The organism is Paenibacillus hamazuiensis, from assembly GCF_023276405.1.
Taxonomy (GTDB): Bacteria; Bacillota; Bacilli; order Paenibacillales; family NBRC-103111; genus Paenibacillus_AF; species Paenibacillus_AF hamazuiensis.
Genome location: NZ_JALRMO010000001.1, coordinates 7,848,624 through 7,864,673, shown reverse-complemented (window position 1 = coordinate 7,864,673; position 16,050 = coordinate 7,848,624). Strand labels below are relative to the sequence as shown.

Genomic DNA, 16,050 nt, shown 5'->3' with positions numbered 1-16,050 from the left:
CTCCTAATATTCAAGCCCCAAAACGGCGGGGACTCCCTCGTCGTAATAGTGCTTGACCGGCTGAATTTCCGAGACGAGATCGGCCTTTTCGATGATTTCCGGCTTCGCCCCCCGTCCGGTCAGCACGAGATGCATATATGGCGGCCTTTGCTCAATCAGCTCGAGCACTTCCGCAAGCGGAAGCACGTCGGCGACGGGAAATCGCTCGATGCCGAGCGCGTTGTTGATTTCATCGAGAATAACGACGTCCCAGTCCCCGTTCATCGTCTCCTCCTTCGCAATCGCCCAAGCCTTTCGCAGCGCCTCGCGATGCTCCTCCGGCGTCTTGGTCCACGTAAAACCGACGCCGAGCTGGCGCATGTCGATGCCGATCCGGCTTAGGGCGATCTGCTCCCCGTACGTGCGCTGCGGTGACTTGATGAACTGCAGCACCAGCACCTTGTAGCCTCGCCCGGCGGCGCGCACCGCTAGCCCGAGGGATGCGGTCGTTTTGCCTTTGCCATTTCCGGTATAGACAAGCGTGTAGCCCTTGCGGTTAGACCTCCGATCGGACGAGCCCATCGGTTCTCCTCCTTTTTTCACCGTAGAGGGCGCACTGCCTGACAAATCGGCGTGCCGCCTCCACATTAGATGCAAAATGGACATGCGTATACCCCGCCGTAAGCGTCGGCAAACCGTAACCGTCTTTGCCGGCACCGCGCAACCCTTTCGTCTCGTAGGCGTAAGGAAAATCGTTTTCGGCCGAGATATCCACCGTGAGCGTCGAATAATGAAACTCGTGTCCGCGAATCGTTTCGCCTTCAGCGAGCAGCAGACTGTCGCGCAACCCTTTGACCTCGCGGTAGCCGAGCGCCGCAAGCTTCGGCTGCATGCGCACCTCCGCCGGAATGAGCCCGGCCATTTCGTGCTTCACCCCTGCGCGGTCGGTGATGGAGCGGGTCAAATACATGTAGCCGCCGCACTCGGCAAACAACGGCAGTCCGGCCTCCGCGCGCTTCTTCAAATCCTCGCGGACATGGCGATTTTCGGCAAGCCGGGAGGCGAATTCCTCGGGAAAGCCGCCGCCGATGTAGACACCGTCCGCGTCGTCCGGCACAGCCTCCCCCGCGAGAGGGCTGAACAGGCGAAGACACGCGCCGAGCTGTTCGAGCAGCTCCAGATTTTCCGGGTAATAAAAGTTGAACGCCGCGTCTTTGGCGACGGCGATGACCGGGATTGGACCGGGATCGCCTTCGCCGGAATCTTCGGTACCGGCGGGACTGCGCGGACCGGCGAGACCGGCGGGACTGCGCGGACCGGCGAGACCTGCGGGACTGTGCGGATCGCCGAGACCCTCGGGACCAATGGTGCTGTGCGGATCGCCGAGACTCTCGGCACCGCCGGGACTGCGCCGATCGGCAAGGCCGTCGATATTGGATACACTGCGCTGATCGTCGAGACCAATGGTGCTGCGCGGACCGGCGAAACTGGCCGGACCGCTTAGACCTCCGGTCCTTGAGCCGGCGCTTCCGCGGGTTTCCGCCGCAAACAGCTGCCGCTCCGGCCAATCGAGCGCGGGGGCGCCGCCGGCCAACGCCAGCAAGGCGTCCAGATCGACGCCTTGCCGGGTCAGCTCGGCGGCACGCCGGAATAGCGGCGCGAGCTCGCCGCGCTCGACCGCGGGCACGAGGCCGAGGTGCCGCTCCGGCACTTGCAGCTCGTCGTCGCGGCCGAGCCAGCCGAGCACCGGAATGCCGCATTCCTGCTCGATCGCCGCTTTGACGAGCTTGAAATGGCCGGCGCTTCCGCATTTGTTCGCGATGACCCCGGCGATGCGCCCGGGGCCCGCCATTTGCATGAAGCCGAGCACAATCGCCGCAGCGCTGCGCGCCATGCTTTGCGCGTTCACGACGAGCAGCACGGGGCAGTCCAGCAGCGCGGCGATTTCGGCGGTCGAACCGGCGTCCGACAGCGGATCTTTGCCGTCGAACATGCCCATAACGCCTTCGATGACCGATACGTCCGCACCGGCCGAGCCGCGCAAAAAGATTTCCTTCATCGTATCGTGCGTCAGCATCCACGTATCGAGATTGCGCGACTGCCTGCCGGTGACGGCAGTATGGTACGTCGGGTCGATGTAGTCGGGGCCGCACTTGAAGCCCTGCACCTGCAGGCCTCGGCGCTGCAGAGCGGCCATCAGGCCGATCGTCACCGTCGTTTTGCCGGAGCCGCTGCCGGTACCGGCCACGACGAAGCGGGGTCTCGTCTCGCTCATCTTTGGCCCTCCGTACGGGAAATGCCTGTCAGCGTATCCGCCGAACCGGCATTCGCGTCGCTTTCCCGGCCGTCCGCCGCCGAATTGTGCGCCCCATCGCGGGACGCCGGGACGGCTTCATTAAGCGGCAAAGCTGATGGCCGTTCGGAAGCCGCCGGTTCTTCAGCCGTCGCCGCCGTTTCCGAATGTCCCGCAATTGCCGTTTTTCCCGCATCTTCCGAAGACTCGCGCCGCCCCGGCGCTCCGGGTGCTCCATTAAACGGCACGCGGGAGATCGAAATCGTCACGTTGCCGCTCTTGCTCTTCTCGAGCAGCCACTCCGCCGCCCCGCTCGACAGCCGCGCCGCCGGTTCGCTGACGCCGTAAGCGCCGGTGTACTTATACACCGTTTCCGACGGATTGGCGAGCGGCACTTCATTAAGCTGCTGCGGCGTGTATGTAACGAGTGGCCAGCCGTATTTGGCGCAAACGTCGAGAAGGCCCTGCTCGTCTTTTTTCAAATCGATGGTCGCGATATTGCGCACGCTTTTAACCGACAGCCCAAGCTCTGCCAGCGTTCCGAGAATGACGCTTTCGATCTCGTCCGCCGCCGTTCCGCGGTTGCAGCCCATGCCGAGCACGAGCGACTTCGGCCGGTACAGCACGCCGTTCCGCAGCAGCGCCTCCTCTTCCTCCGCAGTCAGCAGCCGGTCGGTGACAACAAGCGCGGCATCGTGTGCCGCCTGCATCGCCTCCCGCGCGCCGGAGTACACCCGAATATGATCCGGCAGCGGCTTGTCGTAAGGCCACCAGTTCGTTTCCCCCGTTTCCTGCACGACGGCGATGCGTTCCTCGTTGACGACCGAAGCGCTGACCGGGGTCGCTTTGTCAAAGCTTTCGATGACCCAGCCGAAGCTGCGGCCGAACAGGTCCACGGGAATCGTCTGCTGCACGTCCGAAGCGGTCGTAATGACCGGGCGCGCGCCGATGACCTTCGCCACCTCGCGGGTCAGCTCGTTCGCCCCGCCCAGATGGCCGGACAGCACGCTGATCGCATGCTCTCCGCGGTCGTCGATGACGACGACGGCCGGGTCTTTCTTTTTATCCTCGAGAATCGGAGCGATCATCCGGACGACCGCCCCGAGCGAAATAATTAGAATCAGTCCGTTATACCGTTTGAAAAGATCCGGCAAAATCAGCTTCACCGAGCCTTCAAAAAGCCGGAAGCCCCTCTCCTCTTCGTCCCCGCGGGCGAACTTGCTCATATAATACAAGTCGGTTCCGGGAAATCGGGCGGCGAGCTCGCGCGCCATCTCCACTCCATGCTTCGTAATCGCAACGGCGGCAAAAGGATTACTCACTGGCGGCCACCCCTTTTCGGTAACCGTGCGTAAACGTTTTGTCGTACAGCTTGGAGCGGTGCTCGTCCCGGTCGACCAGCGTCGGATCAAGCGCCTTGCCGGCCAAAATCATCGCGTGCATGCGGATGCCCGCCTTGCGCAAATCGTCGTCGAGATGCCGCAGCGTCGTGCGCACGATCTGCTGGTCCGGCCACGTCGCGCGCTGCACGACGGCCACCGGCGTATCCTCGTCCCAGCCCGCCTCGAGAAACTCCTTCACGACCTTTTTCGCCAGCGTCGCGCTTAAAAAAAGCGCCACCGTGCAGTGATGCGCCGCCAAATCGCGCAGCTTCTCGCGGTCCGGCACAGGCGTGCGGCCCTCGGCGCGCGTCAGAATGACCGTCTGCGTCAAATCCGGCACGGTCAGCTCGGCCCCAAGCACCGCCGCCGCCGCAAACACGGAGCTGACGCCCGGCACGATTTCGTAAGCGACCTCTTCCTGCTTCAGCAGCACCATCTGCTCCAAAATCGCCCCGTACACCGACGGATCGCCGGTGTGGATGCGTGCCACCGCCTTGCCTTCGCGCACCGCCTCCACCATAACCCGCACCATCTGCTCGAGATCCATGCCGGAGCTTTGCAGCACCTTTGCATGCTCGCCGGCACGGGCAACGAGCTCCTCGCTGACGAGCGAGTCCGTATACAGCACGACGTCGGCCTGCTGCAAGATGCGCAGCCCTTTCACCGTGATCAAATCCGGATCGCCGGGACCGGCGCCGACGATATACACCTTCGGTTCCAGCGTCATTTTCTCACCACCATCAGCGTCAAATATTCCAGCTCCTGTCCCTTCAGCTCGCGCACATCCCGCCAAACGAGCTCCTGCGGCGACGTCACCTTCGTGACGACGGATGCTTTTTCCGAGAGGCGCAGCTCTTCCAATATTTCGATCATCATATCAAGCACCTTGGCCACTTTGATAAAAACGACGGTCTCGTGTTCCTCGATCGCCCGTTTCATCTCGTCGCGGTCGCCGGTCGCCGGCACGATCGCCACCTGGTCGTCCCCGTCGGCCAATGGCACGCCAAGCCTTGCAGCCGCTCCGAGCACCGACGAAATGCCGGGCACCGAGCGGATCGGCACCTCCGGATGAAGCTCCTGCATCAGCCGCGCCATATGGATGAACGTGCTGTACAGGTTCGGATCGCCCTCGGTCACAAAAGCGACATCCCGTCCCGCCTGCAAATGCTGCCAGCATAAATCGACGGTTTTGTTCCATTCGCGGTCCAGCGTCGCCTGGTCCTTCGTCATCGGAAAAACGAGGCCGAGCATCTCCTTCTCCGCCGTGTTCACGTACAGCTCGACGATTTCGAGCGCATACGATTTGGCGCCCATCCGTTTTTTCGGATAGGCGATGACCGGACATTCCTTCAGCATGCGGAACGCCTTGACCGTAATCAGCTCGGGATCGCCCGGGCCGACGCCGATGCCGTACAGCGTTCCCGTTTTTACCGCCGTCTGCGTCATTCTCCGCTTCCTCCTTGCTCCAGCGCATTTCCGTCCCCGGCTTCCCGGTAACCGGTGATGACATAAATCGGATTAAGACCTTCGAATCTCGTCATGTCCAAAATCGGCTTGCTCCGCGACACCTGCACCAGCGTGATGTTTGCCGCGAAGCCTTCCTCCCGTATCGCCGAATGGGCCAGCGCCAAAGTCTCGATCGTCGTCGCATTCACGACGATGCGCCCGCCTTCCTTCAGGCGCGTGCAGCAAACGCGGATCAGCTCGCGCAGCTCGCCGCCGCTGCCGCCGATAAACACGGCATCCGGATCGGGCAGACGTTCCAGGCCGTCCGGCGCCTTCGCGTGAATCGCCGTAAAATCGGCGCGGAACTTGCGGCGGTTGTTCTCGATGTTAGCGAGATCGCCTTCGTTTTTCTCCAGCGCGTATACTTGCCCGTACGGCGTCAGCCTCGCGCATTCGACGGCGACCGAACCGGAGCCGGCGCCGATGTCCCACACGATGCTGTCCGCCTTCAACTTCAGCTCGGCGATGCTCAGCACGCGGACCTCTTTTTTCGTGATGAGCCCTTTGTCCGGCTTGCGCTGATCGAACTCATGGTCTTCGAAGCCGAAGCCGTGCCGGGACGGGGGCGCATCCGCTTTGCGGCGCAGCACGACGACGTTCAGCGGCGCGAACTGTGCGCTTGCCATATCCGCGAGCGTCCACCAGCCGCATTTCTCATCGTCGCCGCCGAGATTTTCCGCCACAAACGCATCGTATTCGTCCATTCCGAACTCGAGCAAATACCGCGCAATGGCGGCGGGACTGTTCTCTTCGTCGGTCAGCAGCGCGACCTTCGCCTTGCCGTCGATGCGCTGAGCCAGCCCCTTGATCGGTCTGCCGTGCACGCTTTCCAGCGCCGCATCCTGCCAAGCTTCTCCCATCCGGGCAAATGCGAGCTGCACCGAGCTTAAGTGCGGATGGATGCAAACCGCATGCGGTCCCGCTTTTTTCGCGATATAACCGGCGATGCCGAAAAACAGTGGGTCTCCTGACGCCAGCACCACGACCTTGCGGATTTCCCGCAGCGCATTCAGCCGGTCCACCGTTTGCGTGAGGCCGCTTTTGATCACGATGCGCTCGCTGCCGATGCCGGGAAACATCGCCAGATGCCGCTCCCCGCCGACCAGCACGTCCGCTTGTTCGATGAGCGCCAGGCTCGCTGCGTTTAACCCGCGCGGGCCATCGTCGCCGATGCCGATAATTTGTATCCGATGGTTGTCGTTCGGGCGCTCCGCATGCCCACTTTTTCCTTTCCAATCGCCAACGTTTTTCATAACGTCCATCTGCTCCACATACTCTTTACCCAACGATTTCCGCCCTCCCCAAAACGTCGCCTTTCATCGTTACGAGCGCCGTTTCTACCGTTACGCCGCCGCCGATATGCTCCAGCGCATGCCGGCAGGCGTATTCACTCAATTTGTCGAAAAATGTACTCAGCCCCGCCTCCGCGGCGAGGTCTCCGGCCTGAGCCGCCGTATTCGCCTCCGCGATCGCCTGCTGCAGCTGAAGCTCCGCTCCCGCTTCCGCCGCCACCTGCGCCAAAAAACCGAAATCGACGGGAGCGCTTTTCGAATGCACCATCATGACGCCCTGCGCGACCTTGGAAAACTTGCCCATCATGCCGACAAGACTGATTTTCTCCATTCCGAGCCGTTTGGCATGCTGCAGCGAAAATCCAACGAAATCGCCCATCTGGATAAACGCCTCTTCGCTCAGCTGCGGATTCATTTTCATCGCGTATTTCTCGCTGCTGCCTCCGGTCGTCAGCACGACGTGCCTTACGCCGGTCGCTTTCGCGACCTGCAGCGCCTGGATGACGCTCGCCTTGTAGGCGGCCGTCGAAAACGGCACCACGATCCCGCGCGTGCCGAGAATCGAGATCCCGCCGATGATGCCGAGCCGCGCATTCAGCGTCTTCTTGGCGATTTCCTCGCCGTCCGGCACGGAAATGACGATGCGGACGCCGCGCGAAGGGGCGATTCCGTATTCGCCCAGCAACTCCTCGGCCATCTGCGTCAGCATGCGCCTCGGCACCGGATTGATCGCCGCCTCGCCGACGGGCACCGGCAGTCCCGGCTTCGTGACGCGCCCGACGCCGACGCCGCCGTCCAGCTCGATGCCGCCGCCGTCCTTCCAGGTGACAGTGGCGACGATTTTCGCCTTGTGCGTCGCGTCCGGGTCGTCGCCGGCGTCCTTGATCGTTGCGACTTGCGCCATATCGCGCGTAAATTCGCCCTCGATCAGCTCGAACGTATGGGCAAAGCCGGCCGGCAGCCATATTTCCGCTTCGCTGACCGGCTGCTGGGTGATCAACATCGTGAGCGCGCCTTTGGCCGCTGCGGTGGCGCATGCCCCGGTCGTATAGCCGTGCCTCATCGGCTGCTTTTCGTCCTGCTCGTTCTGTTTATTCTGCTTGTCCCCGTTATCCTGCCCGCCGAGCCCGTCCTGCCGCCGCTCGCTCACCCGGATCACCTCCCGGCTTATCGTAATGTTATGCTGACTCCTCGTCCCGGCTCGTGCCCCGGCATCGATTCGCTTCGTTAATCCCGTTAACCCCGTTTGTCCGCCATAATCGACAGCGCGTTCAGCGCCGCCACGACGATGGTGCTTCCGCCTTTGCGACCGATATTCGTAATGAACGGAATATCGAGCTTGCGCAGCTCGTCCTTCGATTCCGCCGCCGACACGAAGCCGACCGGCATGCCGATGACGAGACTTGGTTTCGCGAGCCCGTCTTTGACGAGCCGGATCAGCTCGAGCAGCGCCGTCGGTGCGTTGCCTATCGCGTAAATGCCGCCTTCCGCTTCGCGCGAAGCTTTGCGCATCGAAATGATTGCGCGCGTCGTGTTAAGCCGCTTCGCCTCCTCCATCACGTCGGGATCGGAGATGTACACTTTCACGTCTCCGCCGTATTTGCGGATGCGGTCTTTGCTGACCCCGACCTGCACCATTTGCACGTCGGCCACGACCGTTTCGCCTCCCCGGATCGCGGCGATGCCCGCCTCTATCGCTCGCGGGTGGAATACGAGGCTGCGCCCGAGCTCAAAATCCGCCGAAGCGTGAATGACGCGCTGCACCACCGGGTACTGCTCCTCCGTAAAAGGATGCTCCCCGAGCTCCTCGGTAATGATCTGGAAGCTTTTATCTTCGATTTCCTGCGGCTGAATCGTCAGCGGCTTGAATTCCGTTTTGAAATCCATTTGGCTTGTCCTCTCTTTCATTTTTACAAAAAGGGCCCTATGATCAAAATACCTATTCATGCGGCGGCAGGCATCCGGTAACAAAAGCGAACGCGTTCGCTTTTTCGTCGGGGCTGACGTTCACTTCGCCGGTATCGCCGCTTTCGCCGCCTTTTACGCGATAATCGTCTTAAGCTGCTCCAGCACGCCTTCGTACTCTGTAAATACTGTGCCGAATTCGATCTCCGGCCGCGAAATGATAATCACGTCGATGCCCATTTCAAGCGCTGCTTCCACCTTATCGTCGACGGCGCCGACTTTGCCGCTTTCCTTCGTAATCATAAGCGTCGTGCCGAACTGCCGGTAAAGCGCGCTATTCAGCTCGCGGGAATACGGTCCCTGCATCGCGACGATGTTTTTATGCTCGATGCCGAGCTCCTCGCATTTCTCCATGTTATCGCGCCTCGGCAGCATGCGTGCGACGAGGCGGATGTCGGGATCGCCCAGCAGGTGCCGGGCGAAAATATGCAGCGTCTTGCTCCCCGTGGTCAGCATGACGGAGCCTTTGCGGCGCTTCGCTTCAAGCGCCGCCTCCTCATACCCCGGCACCACGGTGAGCCGGGGATGGTTGTCGTATACGAGCGAGGCCCGCTCGTAGCGGATGTACGGGATGCCGGCGCGTCTGGCCGCCTGCATCGCATTGCGGTGCGCCTCCTCGGCAAACGGATGGCTCGCGTCGACCACAGCGCGGTAGCCTCCTTCGGCGAGCAGTCGCACCATCTCGTCTTCGGTCAGGCGGCCGGTCCGCACCTGCAGCCCTTCCTCCTGCAGGCTTTTGGCGGCGCTGTCCGTCACCACCGACGTCAGCAGCGCCGCGCCGCTCTGCCGGATGCGCACGGCGAGCTCCCTCGCGTCGCTCGTGCCGCAAAGCATAAAGATCATCATGTTTCCTCCTTACGTAGGTAATACCGAGGTCTCCTTGCGCACGGTAACGTACGTTGTATTGACACAATGGAACTCTATTTGCATAATTTTGGCGATTCTTCGAACGTAACGGACTCAGGTGACGTTATTTCTGCTGCGGATGTTCCGCCGCACGGGGGTGCAGTACGATCCGTTTCGAACGTTGCTGCTGTCCACCCCCCGCTTTACCGCCGGATTGCAGCCGCTTACCGGACACATCCGTCTAATTTGGCCAAACCCCGCTCAAACGCATGCTTAGATGTAAAACCTCCAGTTAATCGGCGAGTTCCGGAAAATTTCGCGGGGAAACCTCAAAATCAACTGGAGAAATTCCATTTGATCGATTGAAGTGTGTTAGGATATATAAATTAACTGCAGTTTTTCCCACTGGTATGCGACGGAGCTAATCTAGTAGATCGATCCTGAATTAATGTTACTATCTAGTGACTCACAAAACGGACATCCGTGCCGCTATTGCCGTCACATGCATGGACCGCGAATGCAGCAAACGGAAATTCCGGTACCGGATTTGGTTTTTATCGACGATTCTACGTGTGGATTATGTATGAAAAATCGTATAAAAGTTACACAAGGATCGTTAAACAAAACAACATACATGAAAAATCATATACATTCATGCCATAGGACGGTAAGATCGAGCAATATATATGAAAAATTAGATATAAATTTTCTTTTTGCGTCAGTCGCAACTATTGTATTCGAAAAATCACACAAATTAACGAATGGACCGAGTCAATAAGATACACCATAACCGAATCATTATGGTTGTAATATTTTTAGATCATTTTACTAGGCTGTCTTCCGGCCATACCGTTTCGTTTAAGTTCTTTGTCGGAGTTATCGCTTACGCGCATACACTTGATTTTCTTGCTTATCGGCGTGTTCATGCGAGTGGTCATGTCCGTGAGCGTGCTCGGAACCATGATCATGCCCATGGGCATGGTCGTGCTCGTGATCGTGCCCGTGGTCATGATCATGCTCATGTTTATGTCCATGCTCGTGGTCATGCGAGTGATCGTGTTCATGCAAGTGGCCGTGACCGTGTTCATGATTATGTCCATGCGAGTGGTCATGGCCATGGGCATGGTCGTGCCCGTCATGATGATGATGGTGATGTTCCATATGCGCGGCCGCCTCCAGGCGGTATTTACACATGTCGCAGTTCATGAACGCTCGGCCTTCGAACGCCTCGGAAACGCGGTCCAGCAGCACTTCGGCAAGCTGGGGGTGAAACCCGAAATAGTCGGCCAGCACGACTTTACGGTCGGCATGACGCGCCGCGAAATCGGCGGTCATCTGCTCGATGCGCTTGATCAGCACTCCCGTGAACAGGAAATACGGCAGCACGTAAATGGTTTTGGCACCAAGCTGCAGACAGCGCTCCAGCCCCTCCTCAAACGAAGGCTCCGTCACTCCGATAAAACAGCTTTCCGTCCATTTGACCGGCACCTGTTCCCAGAACAGACGCGCCATTTTGTAAAAATCGCTGTTCGCATCCCCATCGCTGCTGCCCCGTCCCAAAATAAGCACCGCCGTATGCGGATCGCGCTCTCCGTCCTGAGGCCCGGCCAAATATCCAGATTCCGCAAGACGCGATTTCAAAATATTGATCACCTTCTGGTGAACGCCGATCGGGCGACCGTATGCAAACTGAACCTCCGGATATTTCAATTTTGCATGATCGATTGCATCCGGAATATGAATCTTCGCGTGCCCCGCCGCAAACAAAATGATCGGCACCAGCACGACCCGCGTCGCCCCCTGCTCCACGCACCGGGTGATACCCTTATCGATCGTCGGGTTTGCAAACTCCAAAAAACACGTTTCAATGACAACCTGCGGCGCCTTCGCGCGAACCATATCGGCAAAACGCAGCAATTCCTCGTTTCCTTCCGGATCGCGGCTGCCGTGTCCGACGAGCAAAATAGCTTCCATCCCGTTATTCCCCCTCATCAATCGCCGCAAACGGCGTCCACCTGGACCGGCGAAACGTGGTCCCGATGCTCAAAGCCTGCGACCTTACCGACCCGTTTGAAAAATTTGTGAAACCGTTCGTTCGGATGCCCTTTTTCCGTATATTCCTGAAAAATCCGCTCGATTGTCGGCACGATTTCCTCAGCGGAGATGCCTTCCGCCACCGGCTGCGCCGCGTGGGCGTTACGCCCGATCGATTTGCCCCCGAGGAACAAATCGTAAGCTCCCCGGCGGTACACGATGCCGACGTCTTCGAGCACCGCGCCGTAGCAGGCCATGCCGCAGCCGTTCACCCCGACCTTAAATTCCTTCGGCGCCTTTAAGCCGCCGATGGCCCGGTTCAGCTCCTCCGCCACCGGAATCGCATCGTCTTTCTCCAGATTGCAAAAATCGCACGCCTTGATCTGCGCCACATCGCCGATCGGGAAAACAAGCAGCTTTATCGCTTTGAGGCGCGCCACAATGGCCGAAGGTTGTTCGGTCGCGATACGCAGGATAATCTGGTGATGCGGCGTGTACTCCATTTCACCTTCCTCGCCGACCAGCTCTGCGAGCAGCGCCATTTGACGGGCGCTGTATTTTTTGCTGGCGATGCCGGGGGCGACGCCAAGCTCAAAGATCGCCTGCGGCTTGCGGGCCGCACCGGGCGGCGAAACCGCTGCGGCGGCATAACCGCCGGAGACAATCCCTTTCGCCGCAAGCAGCCCGAGCGCTTCCATCGCCAAAGCCGCAGGCTTCATCGGCGCCTGCTGTGCAGTACCGGCCGCGGAAGCGATCGCCTCACCGCTGCCGGACGACCTCCCTGCCTCTCCCCGGAGGTCCGGGCCCGCCATCGCAGTACCGTCCGCGGAAGCGACCGCGGCAGAGCTGCCGATCGGTCGTCCCGCATCGCTCCTGAAGTCCGCGCCGACCGATGGAGCCGAAGCCGCCGGCGAAATCCGATCCGGCCTGTCCACTCCCGGCGCATCCGGGGCCGGGGATAAAGCGTATGCGGCCGGGGCGGCGCCGAAAAGCCCGGCTCCGGCGGCATTCCCCTCTGCGGCCGCATTTTCCGATGGCTGCGGCAAAACCGCCGCAGCAGACGGCATCCGCAGCAGAGCCGCTTCCCGCGCGCGCCCCCGCACGCCGGCAGACACCGCCGTTCCCGACCATTCGCCTGCAGCGCCGTGCCATTGTTCCGCGCCGGCGCCTACCGGCGAACCGGACGATCCATCTGTACTCCAGTCCGCGCCGATAGCCGCCTCTTCGTCCTCTTCGCGCTCCCAGCCTTCCTCCTGCGCGTTCAGCGACCACGGCTCCGCTTCCGTGCGCAGCCTCTCATGCGGTCTTAAAGGTTGCTCGGCCGAGTCGAGCGTATACTTTCTCTGGTAGCCGCGCGGCGTAATCATCAAACCCTCGTACATGAACGTCGTCGAGTTGCCGATAATGACAGTCGTCAGCATCCCGATATCGTGATCCAGCATCGCCCCAAGCGTCGTCATAACGACTTGCTGACGGTCGCGGTATGCGCTTTTGACCAGGCCGACCGGCGTATCCGGCGAGCGGTGCCTCAGCAATATCCGCTGCGTCTCCACGATCTGCCGGGTGCGCCGGCCGCTGCGCGGATTGTACAGCGCGATGATAAAGTCGGCGGCCGCCGCGGCTTCAACCCGCTTCGCGATAAGCTCCCACGGCGTCAAATGGTCGCTCAGGCTGATCGTGCACGCGTCGTGCATAACCGGCGCCCCAAGCAAGGACGCACACGAATTGATCGCCGAAATGCCGGGAATGACCTCGACTTCCACCCCGTTCGCAGGGTTCCACCGCTTCCCGATCAGCACCTCGTAGACGAGGCCGGCCATGCCGTACACTCCGGCGTCGCCGCTCGAAATGACGGCTACCTTTTTGCCCATTTCCGCCTGCCGGACCGCTTCCTGGGCACGGCTCACCTCCTCCGTCATACCTGTACGGACGATTTCCTGATCGGTCAGCAGCCCGCGGATCAGGTCAACGTACGTGTTGTACCCGATTATGACCTCGCTCTCCTCAATCGCTTTCCGCGCCCGCTCGGTAATATGCTCGAACGATCCCGGCCCGAACCCGATGATGAGCAGCTTGCCTCTTTTTTCAGCCATCGCAAATCCCTCCTTCTATCAAATTCCCCGTTCGCAAAATCACTTTTCTCCCCAACGCTCGGCGTAAATAAGCTCCTTCAGATCAAGCCGCTTGCGCCAATTGGCCGTCTCGAGCAGCGGCTTCTCCGGAAATTCGTCCGTATAACCGACCGAGAGAAGCGCCACCGGATCGATGTGCGGCGGTATATCGAGAATGTGGCGAATATCCTGCTTTTTATAAAAGCTGACCCACCCGACCGCAAGCCCCTCGGCTCGAGCAGCCAGCCATAAATTTTGAATCGCGCAGGAAACGGAGGCGAGATCCGTTTCCGGAATCGAATTGCGCCCGAGTACGTGCAGGCCGCCCCGCGTCGGGTCCAGCGTCACGCACAGCGTGATCGGCGCTTCCGTGAGCGCTTCGATCTTCAGCCGGGCAAACTTTTGCGCCTGCTCGCCTTCGTAATGGAGCAGCAGCGCCCGCCGCTCTTTGTCCGCGGCCTGGCGCAGCCGCTCCTTCGTCTCCTGCGACTTCACGACGATAAAATTCCACGGCTGCATAAATCCGACCGACGGCGCATGATGCGCCGCCTGCAGAAGCCGGAGCAGCAGCTCCTCCGGCAGCGGATCCGGGCGGAACGAGCGGATGTCCCTCCGCTGCTCGATCGCTTTGTACACCGCCGCTTTCTCGGCGGCGGTAAAGGGATGGGCCGCAGCAGCGCCTCCCGGCGCCGGTGCGATTATTGGCGCGGCGCTTCCGGCCGGATCGGCCTCTTTCGCCTGCGCGCCGGCGATCGGCTGTCCCGCTTCGCCAACGCCAAACGAGGCGTCAGCCGAAGCACCCCCGAACATCCCGGCGGCTGCCGCTCCCATTCCGTGCCCATCAGACTGATCACGCCTTGCTTCCGCAACCGGCCGATCCGCCGCCTGTCCGCCGAACGGATCGCCCTCCATCGCCGCGGCTGCCTTCCGCTCCGCTTCGGCCAACGGCGAACCGCCGTCCGGCCCCGAAGCCATCCCGCGCTCCCCGGACCCGGCGGCAAGTATCTTGCTGCCCCGATACACCTCCCGTACGTGCGGCGCCGGATAGAGCGCGTACTCCTCCGGCTCCGGAGCGGGGCTCGGAAGTCCGAGATCGGCGAACGTCGCCATCTCTTCCGCGAGGCGCACAGCCGCATCGAACAGCGGAAAAGCAAGCGCCGCTCCCGTCCCCTCGCCGAGCCTCATGCCCAGGTGAAGCGCAGGAGCAAGGCCCAGCTCCTCGAGCATAACGCGGTGCGCAGGCTCCGCCGATACATGCGAGGCGAACATGAAATCGCGGCAGCGCGGCTCCAGCCTGTACGCAGCCAAGGCGGCGGCACCGGTAATGACGCCGTCGACGACGACCGCGAGGCGGCGCGACGCCGCACCGAGAATGACGCCGGCCAGCCCGGCGATTTCGAGCCCGCCGACCTTCGCGATGACGTCGATCACGTCGCACGCATCCGGCGCATTCACGCGGATCGCCCGCTCGATCACTTGCGCCTTCGCCTCCAGCGCCGCATCGTCCAGCCCCGTCCCGCGTCCTGTCAGCTCGCGCACCGGCCTCCCGGTGAACACCGCCGCCATCGCCGTGCTCGGGGTCGTGTTGCCGATGCCCATTTCGCCGAGGCCGATCATCGCAGCGCCTCCGTCCGCCAGCGCCTCGGCCGTTTCAATACCGATGCGGATCGCCTCCGCTGCCTCGCGCCGGGACATCGCCGGACCAAGGGCCATATTGGCGGTTCCTCCGCGCACCCGGCGCGATTCGATTCCTTCCGGCGCCTCCTCCAGACGGCTGCCGACATCGACCACCCGCACCTGCGCCCCGGTCAGCCGCGCAAGCACATTGACCGCTGCCGCCCCCCGGGCAAAATTGCCGATCATAAGCCCTGTCACCGAGGCAGGATAGGCGCTGACGCCCTCTTCCGTCACCCCGTGATCGCCGCACATGACAACAATCGCTTTTCGTCCGATTTGCGGCTTGTCGGTCGCCTGAATGCCGGCAAGCGCCACCGCGATGTCCTCCAGCGCACCCAAGCTGCCCGGCGGCTTCGTCAAATCGTTCATACGCATGCGCATGCGGCGCATCGCCACCGAATCCAACCGTCCGATCCGGTCCAGTACCTTCGTCAATGTCTCCAAGACGATCTTCCTTCCTGTTTACTGGGTACAGCATGCAGCAGCCCACACTTTTAAGCCAAACGCCTCTCCGCCTTTCTCGTCGAACCGCACGGAGGAAGCCCCTTTTGCCCATGAAAAAAGGCACCTCCATTGGAGATGCCCAGCGCTCAAGAAATACGTATAAGTTAGCAAAGTCGTGCTCCCGCCGCAAAAACTTGTCTGCTCGACAAGCCGGACAGAGCTGCACTGCCGCCTTACACCTCCCTAATTACGCGTAGGTTCCAATGGTGCTGTCGGAACAGGCAGGTCTCCTGACTTGCGGATCATGGCCATTGCCCCTTGCCTTCCCATTTCGCAGATCGAAACAGTGGCGTTCGGAGCGGCTCCTCGCTTACAGTGGCGCGACCGTACCGGATTTTCACCGGTTTCCCTATTAAGTCGAGTCCGATAAACTCGACACCCATTCCCAAAAAAATATATTCGATTTTGTGCTTAAAATATACCACGAACTTCGGAAAAGCGTCCACCGTATTTTGCTAAAA

The 16,050-nt window shown here is 60.9% G+C and carries 11 protein-coding genes, 2 pseudogenes and 1 riboswitch; all 13 genes and pseudogenes read right to left on the bottom strand.

Features of this window, described 5'->3' with window-relative positions:
• Positions 1–3 precede the first annotated feature (3 nt).
• Complete coding sequence (locus MYS68_RS34700) at positions 4–561, bottom strand: cob(I)yrinic acid a,c-diamide adenosyltransferase (protein WP_248930104.1); 558 nt, start codon at positions 559–561, stop codon at positions 4–6.
• The gene (locus MYS68_RS34695) at positions 536–2,254 is read right to left on the bottom strand and encodes a cobyrinic acid a,c-diamide synthase CobB (protein ID WP_248930103.1); all 1,719 of its coding nucleotides are present in this window, start codon (positions 2,252–2,254) and stop codon (positions 536–538) included. The genes MYS68_RS34700 and MYS68_RS34695 overlap by 26 nt, the downstream gene beginning before the upstream one ends.
• Positions 2,255–2,508: 254 nt before the next feature.
• Positions 2,509–3,594: pseudogene (locus MYS68_RS34690) on the bottom strand (cobalt-precorrin 5A hydrolase); the annotation flags it as partial.
• The gene (gene cobM, locus MYS68_RS34685) at positions 3,587–4,381 is read right to left on the bottom strand and encodes a precorrin-4 C(11)-methyltransferase (RefSeq protein ID WP_248930102.1); all 795 of its coding nucleotides are present in this window, start codon (positions 4,379–4,381) and stop codon (positions 3,587–3,589) included. The gene cobM and the pseudogene MYS68_RS34690, both read right to left, overlap by 8 nt.
• Complete coding sequence (gene cobI / locus MYS68_RS34680; RefSeq protein ID WP_248930101.1) at positions 4,378–5,100, bottom strand: precorrin-2 C(20)-methyltransferase; 723 nt, start codon at positions 5,098–5,100, stop codon at positions 4,378–4,380. The genes cobM and cobI overlap by 4 nt, the downstream gene beginning before the upstream one ends.
• Entirely contained in the window at positions 5,097–6,446 is a 1,350-nt protein-coding gene (gene cbiE, locus MYS68_RS34675; protein ID WP_248930100.1) for a precorrin-6y C5,15-methyltransferase (decarboxylating) subunit CbiE, read from the bottom strand. Before cbiE ends, cobI begins: the two co-directional genes overlap by 4 nt.
• Positions 6,439–7,602 (bottom strand): cobalt-precorrin-5B (C(1))-methyltransferase, encoded by a 1,164-nt coding sequence (locus MYS68_RS34670; protein WP_338043647.1) that lies wholly within the window; start codon positions 7,600–7,602, stop codon positions 6,439–6,441. The genes cbiE and MYS68_RS34670 overlap by 8 nt, the downstream gene beginning before the upstream one ends.
• An 86-nt stretch (positions 7,603–7,688) precedes the next feature.
• The gene (locus MYS68_RS34665; protein WP_248930099.1) at positions 7,689–8,339 is read right to left on the bottom strand and encodes a precorrin-8X methylmutase; all 651 of its coding nucleotides are present in this window, start codon (positions 8,337–8,339) and stop codon (positions 7,689–7,691) included.
• A gap of 153 nt (positions 8,340–8,492) precedes the next feature.
• Positions 8,493–9,260 (bottom strand): precorrin-6A reductase, encoded by a 768-nt coding sequence (gene cobK, locus MYS68_RS34660; protein ID WP_248931112.1) that lies wholly within the window; start codon positions 9,258–9,260, stop codon positions 8,493–8,495.
• 879 nt (positions 9,261–10,139) lie between these two features.
• Complete coding sequence (locus MYS68_RS34655; RefSeq protein WP_248930098.1) at positions 10,140–11,237, bottom strand: sirohydrochlorin chelatase; 1,098 nt, start codon at positions 11,235–11,237, stop codon at positions 10,140–10,142.
• A gap of 17 nt (positions 11,238–11,254) precedes the next feature.
• Positions 11,255–13,390: a precorrin-3B C(17)-methyltransferase gene (cobJ, locus tag MYS68_RS34650; protein ID WP_248930097.1), complete on the bottom strand. Its 2,136-nt coding sequence runs from the start codon at positions 13,388–13,390 to the stop codon at positions 11,255–11,257.
• Between the two features lie 39 nt (positions 13,391–13,429).
• Positions 13,430–14,107 carry a 5,6-dimethylbenzimidazole synthase gene (gene bluB / locus MYS68_RS34645; RefSeq protein WP_248931111.1) on the bottom strand — a complete coding sequence of 226 codons (678 nt, stop codon included), beginning with the start codon at positions 14,105–14,107 and terminating at the stop codon, positions 13,430–13,432.
• A 399-nt stretch (positions 14,108–14,506) separates the two neighbouring features.
• A pseudogene (cobT, locus tag MYS68_RS34640) lies at positions 14,507–15,520 on the bottom strand (nicotinate-nucleotide--dimethylbenzimidazole phosphoribosyltransferase); the annotation flags it as partial.
• Between the two features lie 272 nt (positions 15,521–15,792).
• Positions 15,793–15,987, bottom strand: a riboswitch (cobalamin riboswitch).
• Positions 15,988–16,050: the final 63 nt, after the last annotated feature.

Excerpts from the sequence above, each read along its gene's own strand:
- cobJ (WP_248930097.1), bottom strand. The coding sequence starts at position 13,390 with ATGGCTGAAAAAAGAGGCAAGCTGCTCATCATCGGGTTCGGGCCGGGA.
- MYS68_RS34655 (WP_248930098.1), bottom strand. The coding sequence starts at position 11,237 with ATGGAAGCTATTTTGCTCGTCGGACACGGCAGCCGCGATCCGGAAGGA.
- MYS68_RS34700 (WP_248930104.1), bottom strand. The coding sequence starts at position 561 with ATGGGCTCGTCCGATCGGAGGTCTAACCGCAAGGGCTACACGCTTGTC.
- cobM (WP_248930102.1), bottom strand. The coding sequence starts at position 4,381 with ATGACGCTGGAACCGAAGGTGTATATCGTCGGCGCCGGTCCCGGCGAT.
- cobK (WP_248931112.1), bottom strand. The coding sequence starts at position 9,260 with ATGATCTTTATGCTTTGCGGCACGAGCGACGCGAGGGAGCTCGCCGTG.
- MYS68_RS34665 (WP_248930099.1), bottom strand. The coding sequence starts at position 8,339 with ATGGATTTCAAAACGGAATTCAAGCCGCTGACGATTCAGCCGCAGGAA.
- cobI (WP_248930101.1), bottom strand. The coding sequence starts at position 5,100 with ATGACGCAGACGGCGGTAAAAACGGGAACGCTGTACGGCATCGGCGTC.
- MYS68_RS34695 (WP_248930103.1), bottom strand. The coding sequence starts at position 2,254 with ATGAGCGAGACGAGACCCCGCTTCGTCGTGGCCGGTACCGGCAGCGGC.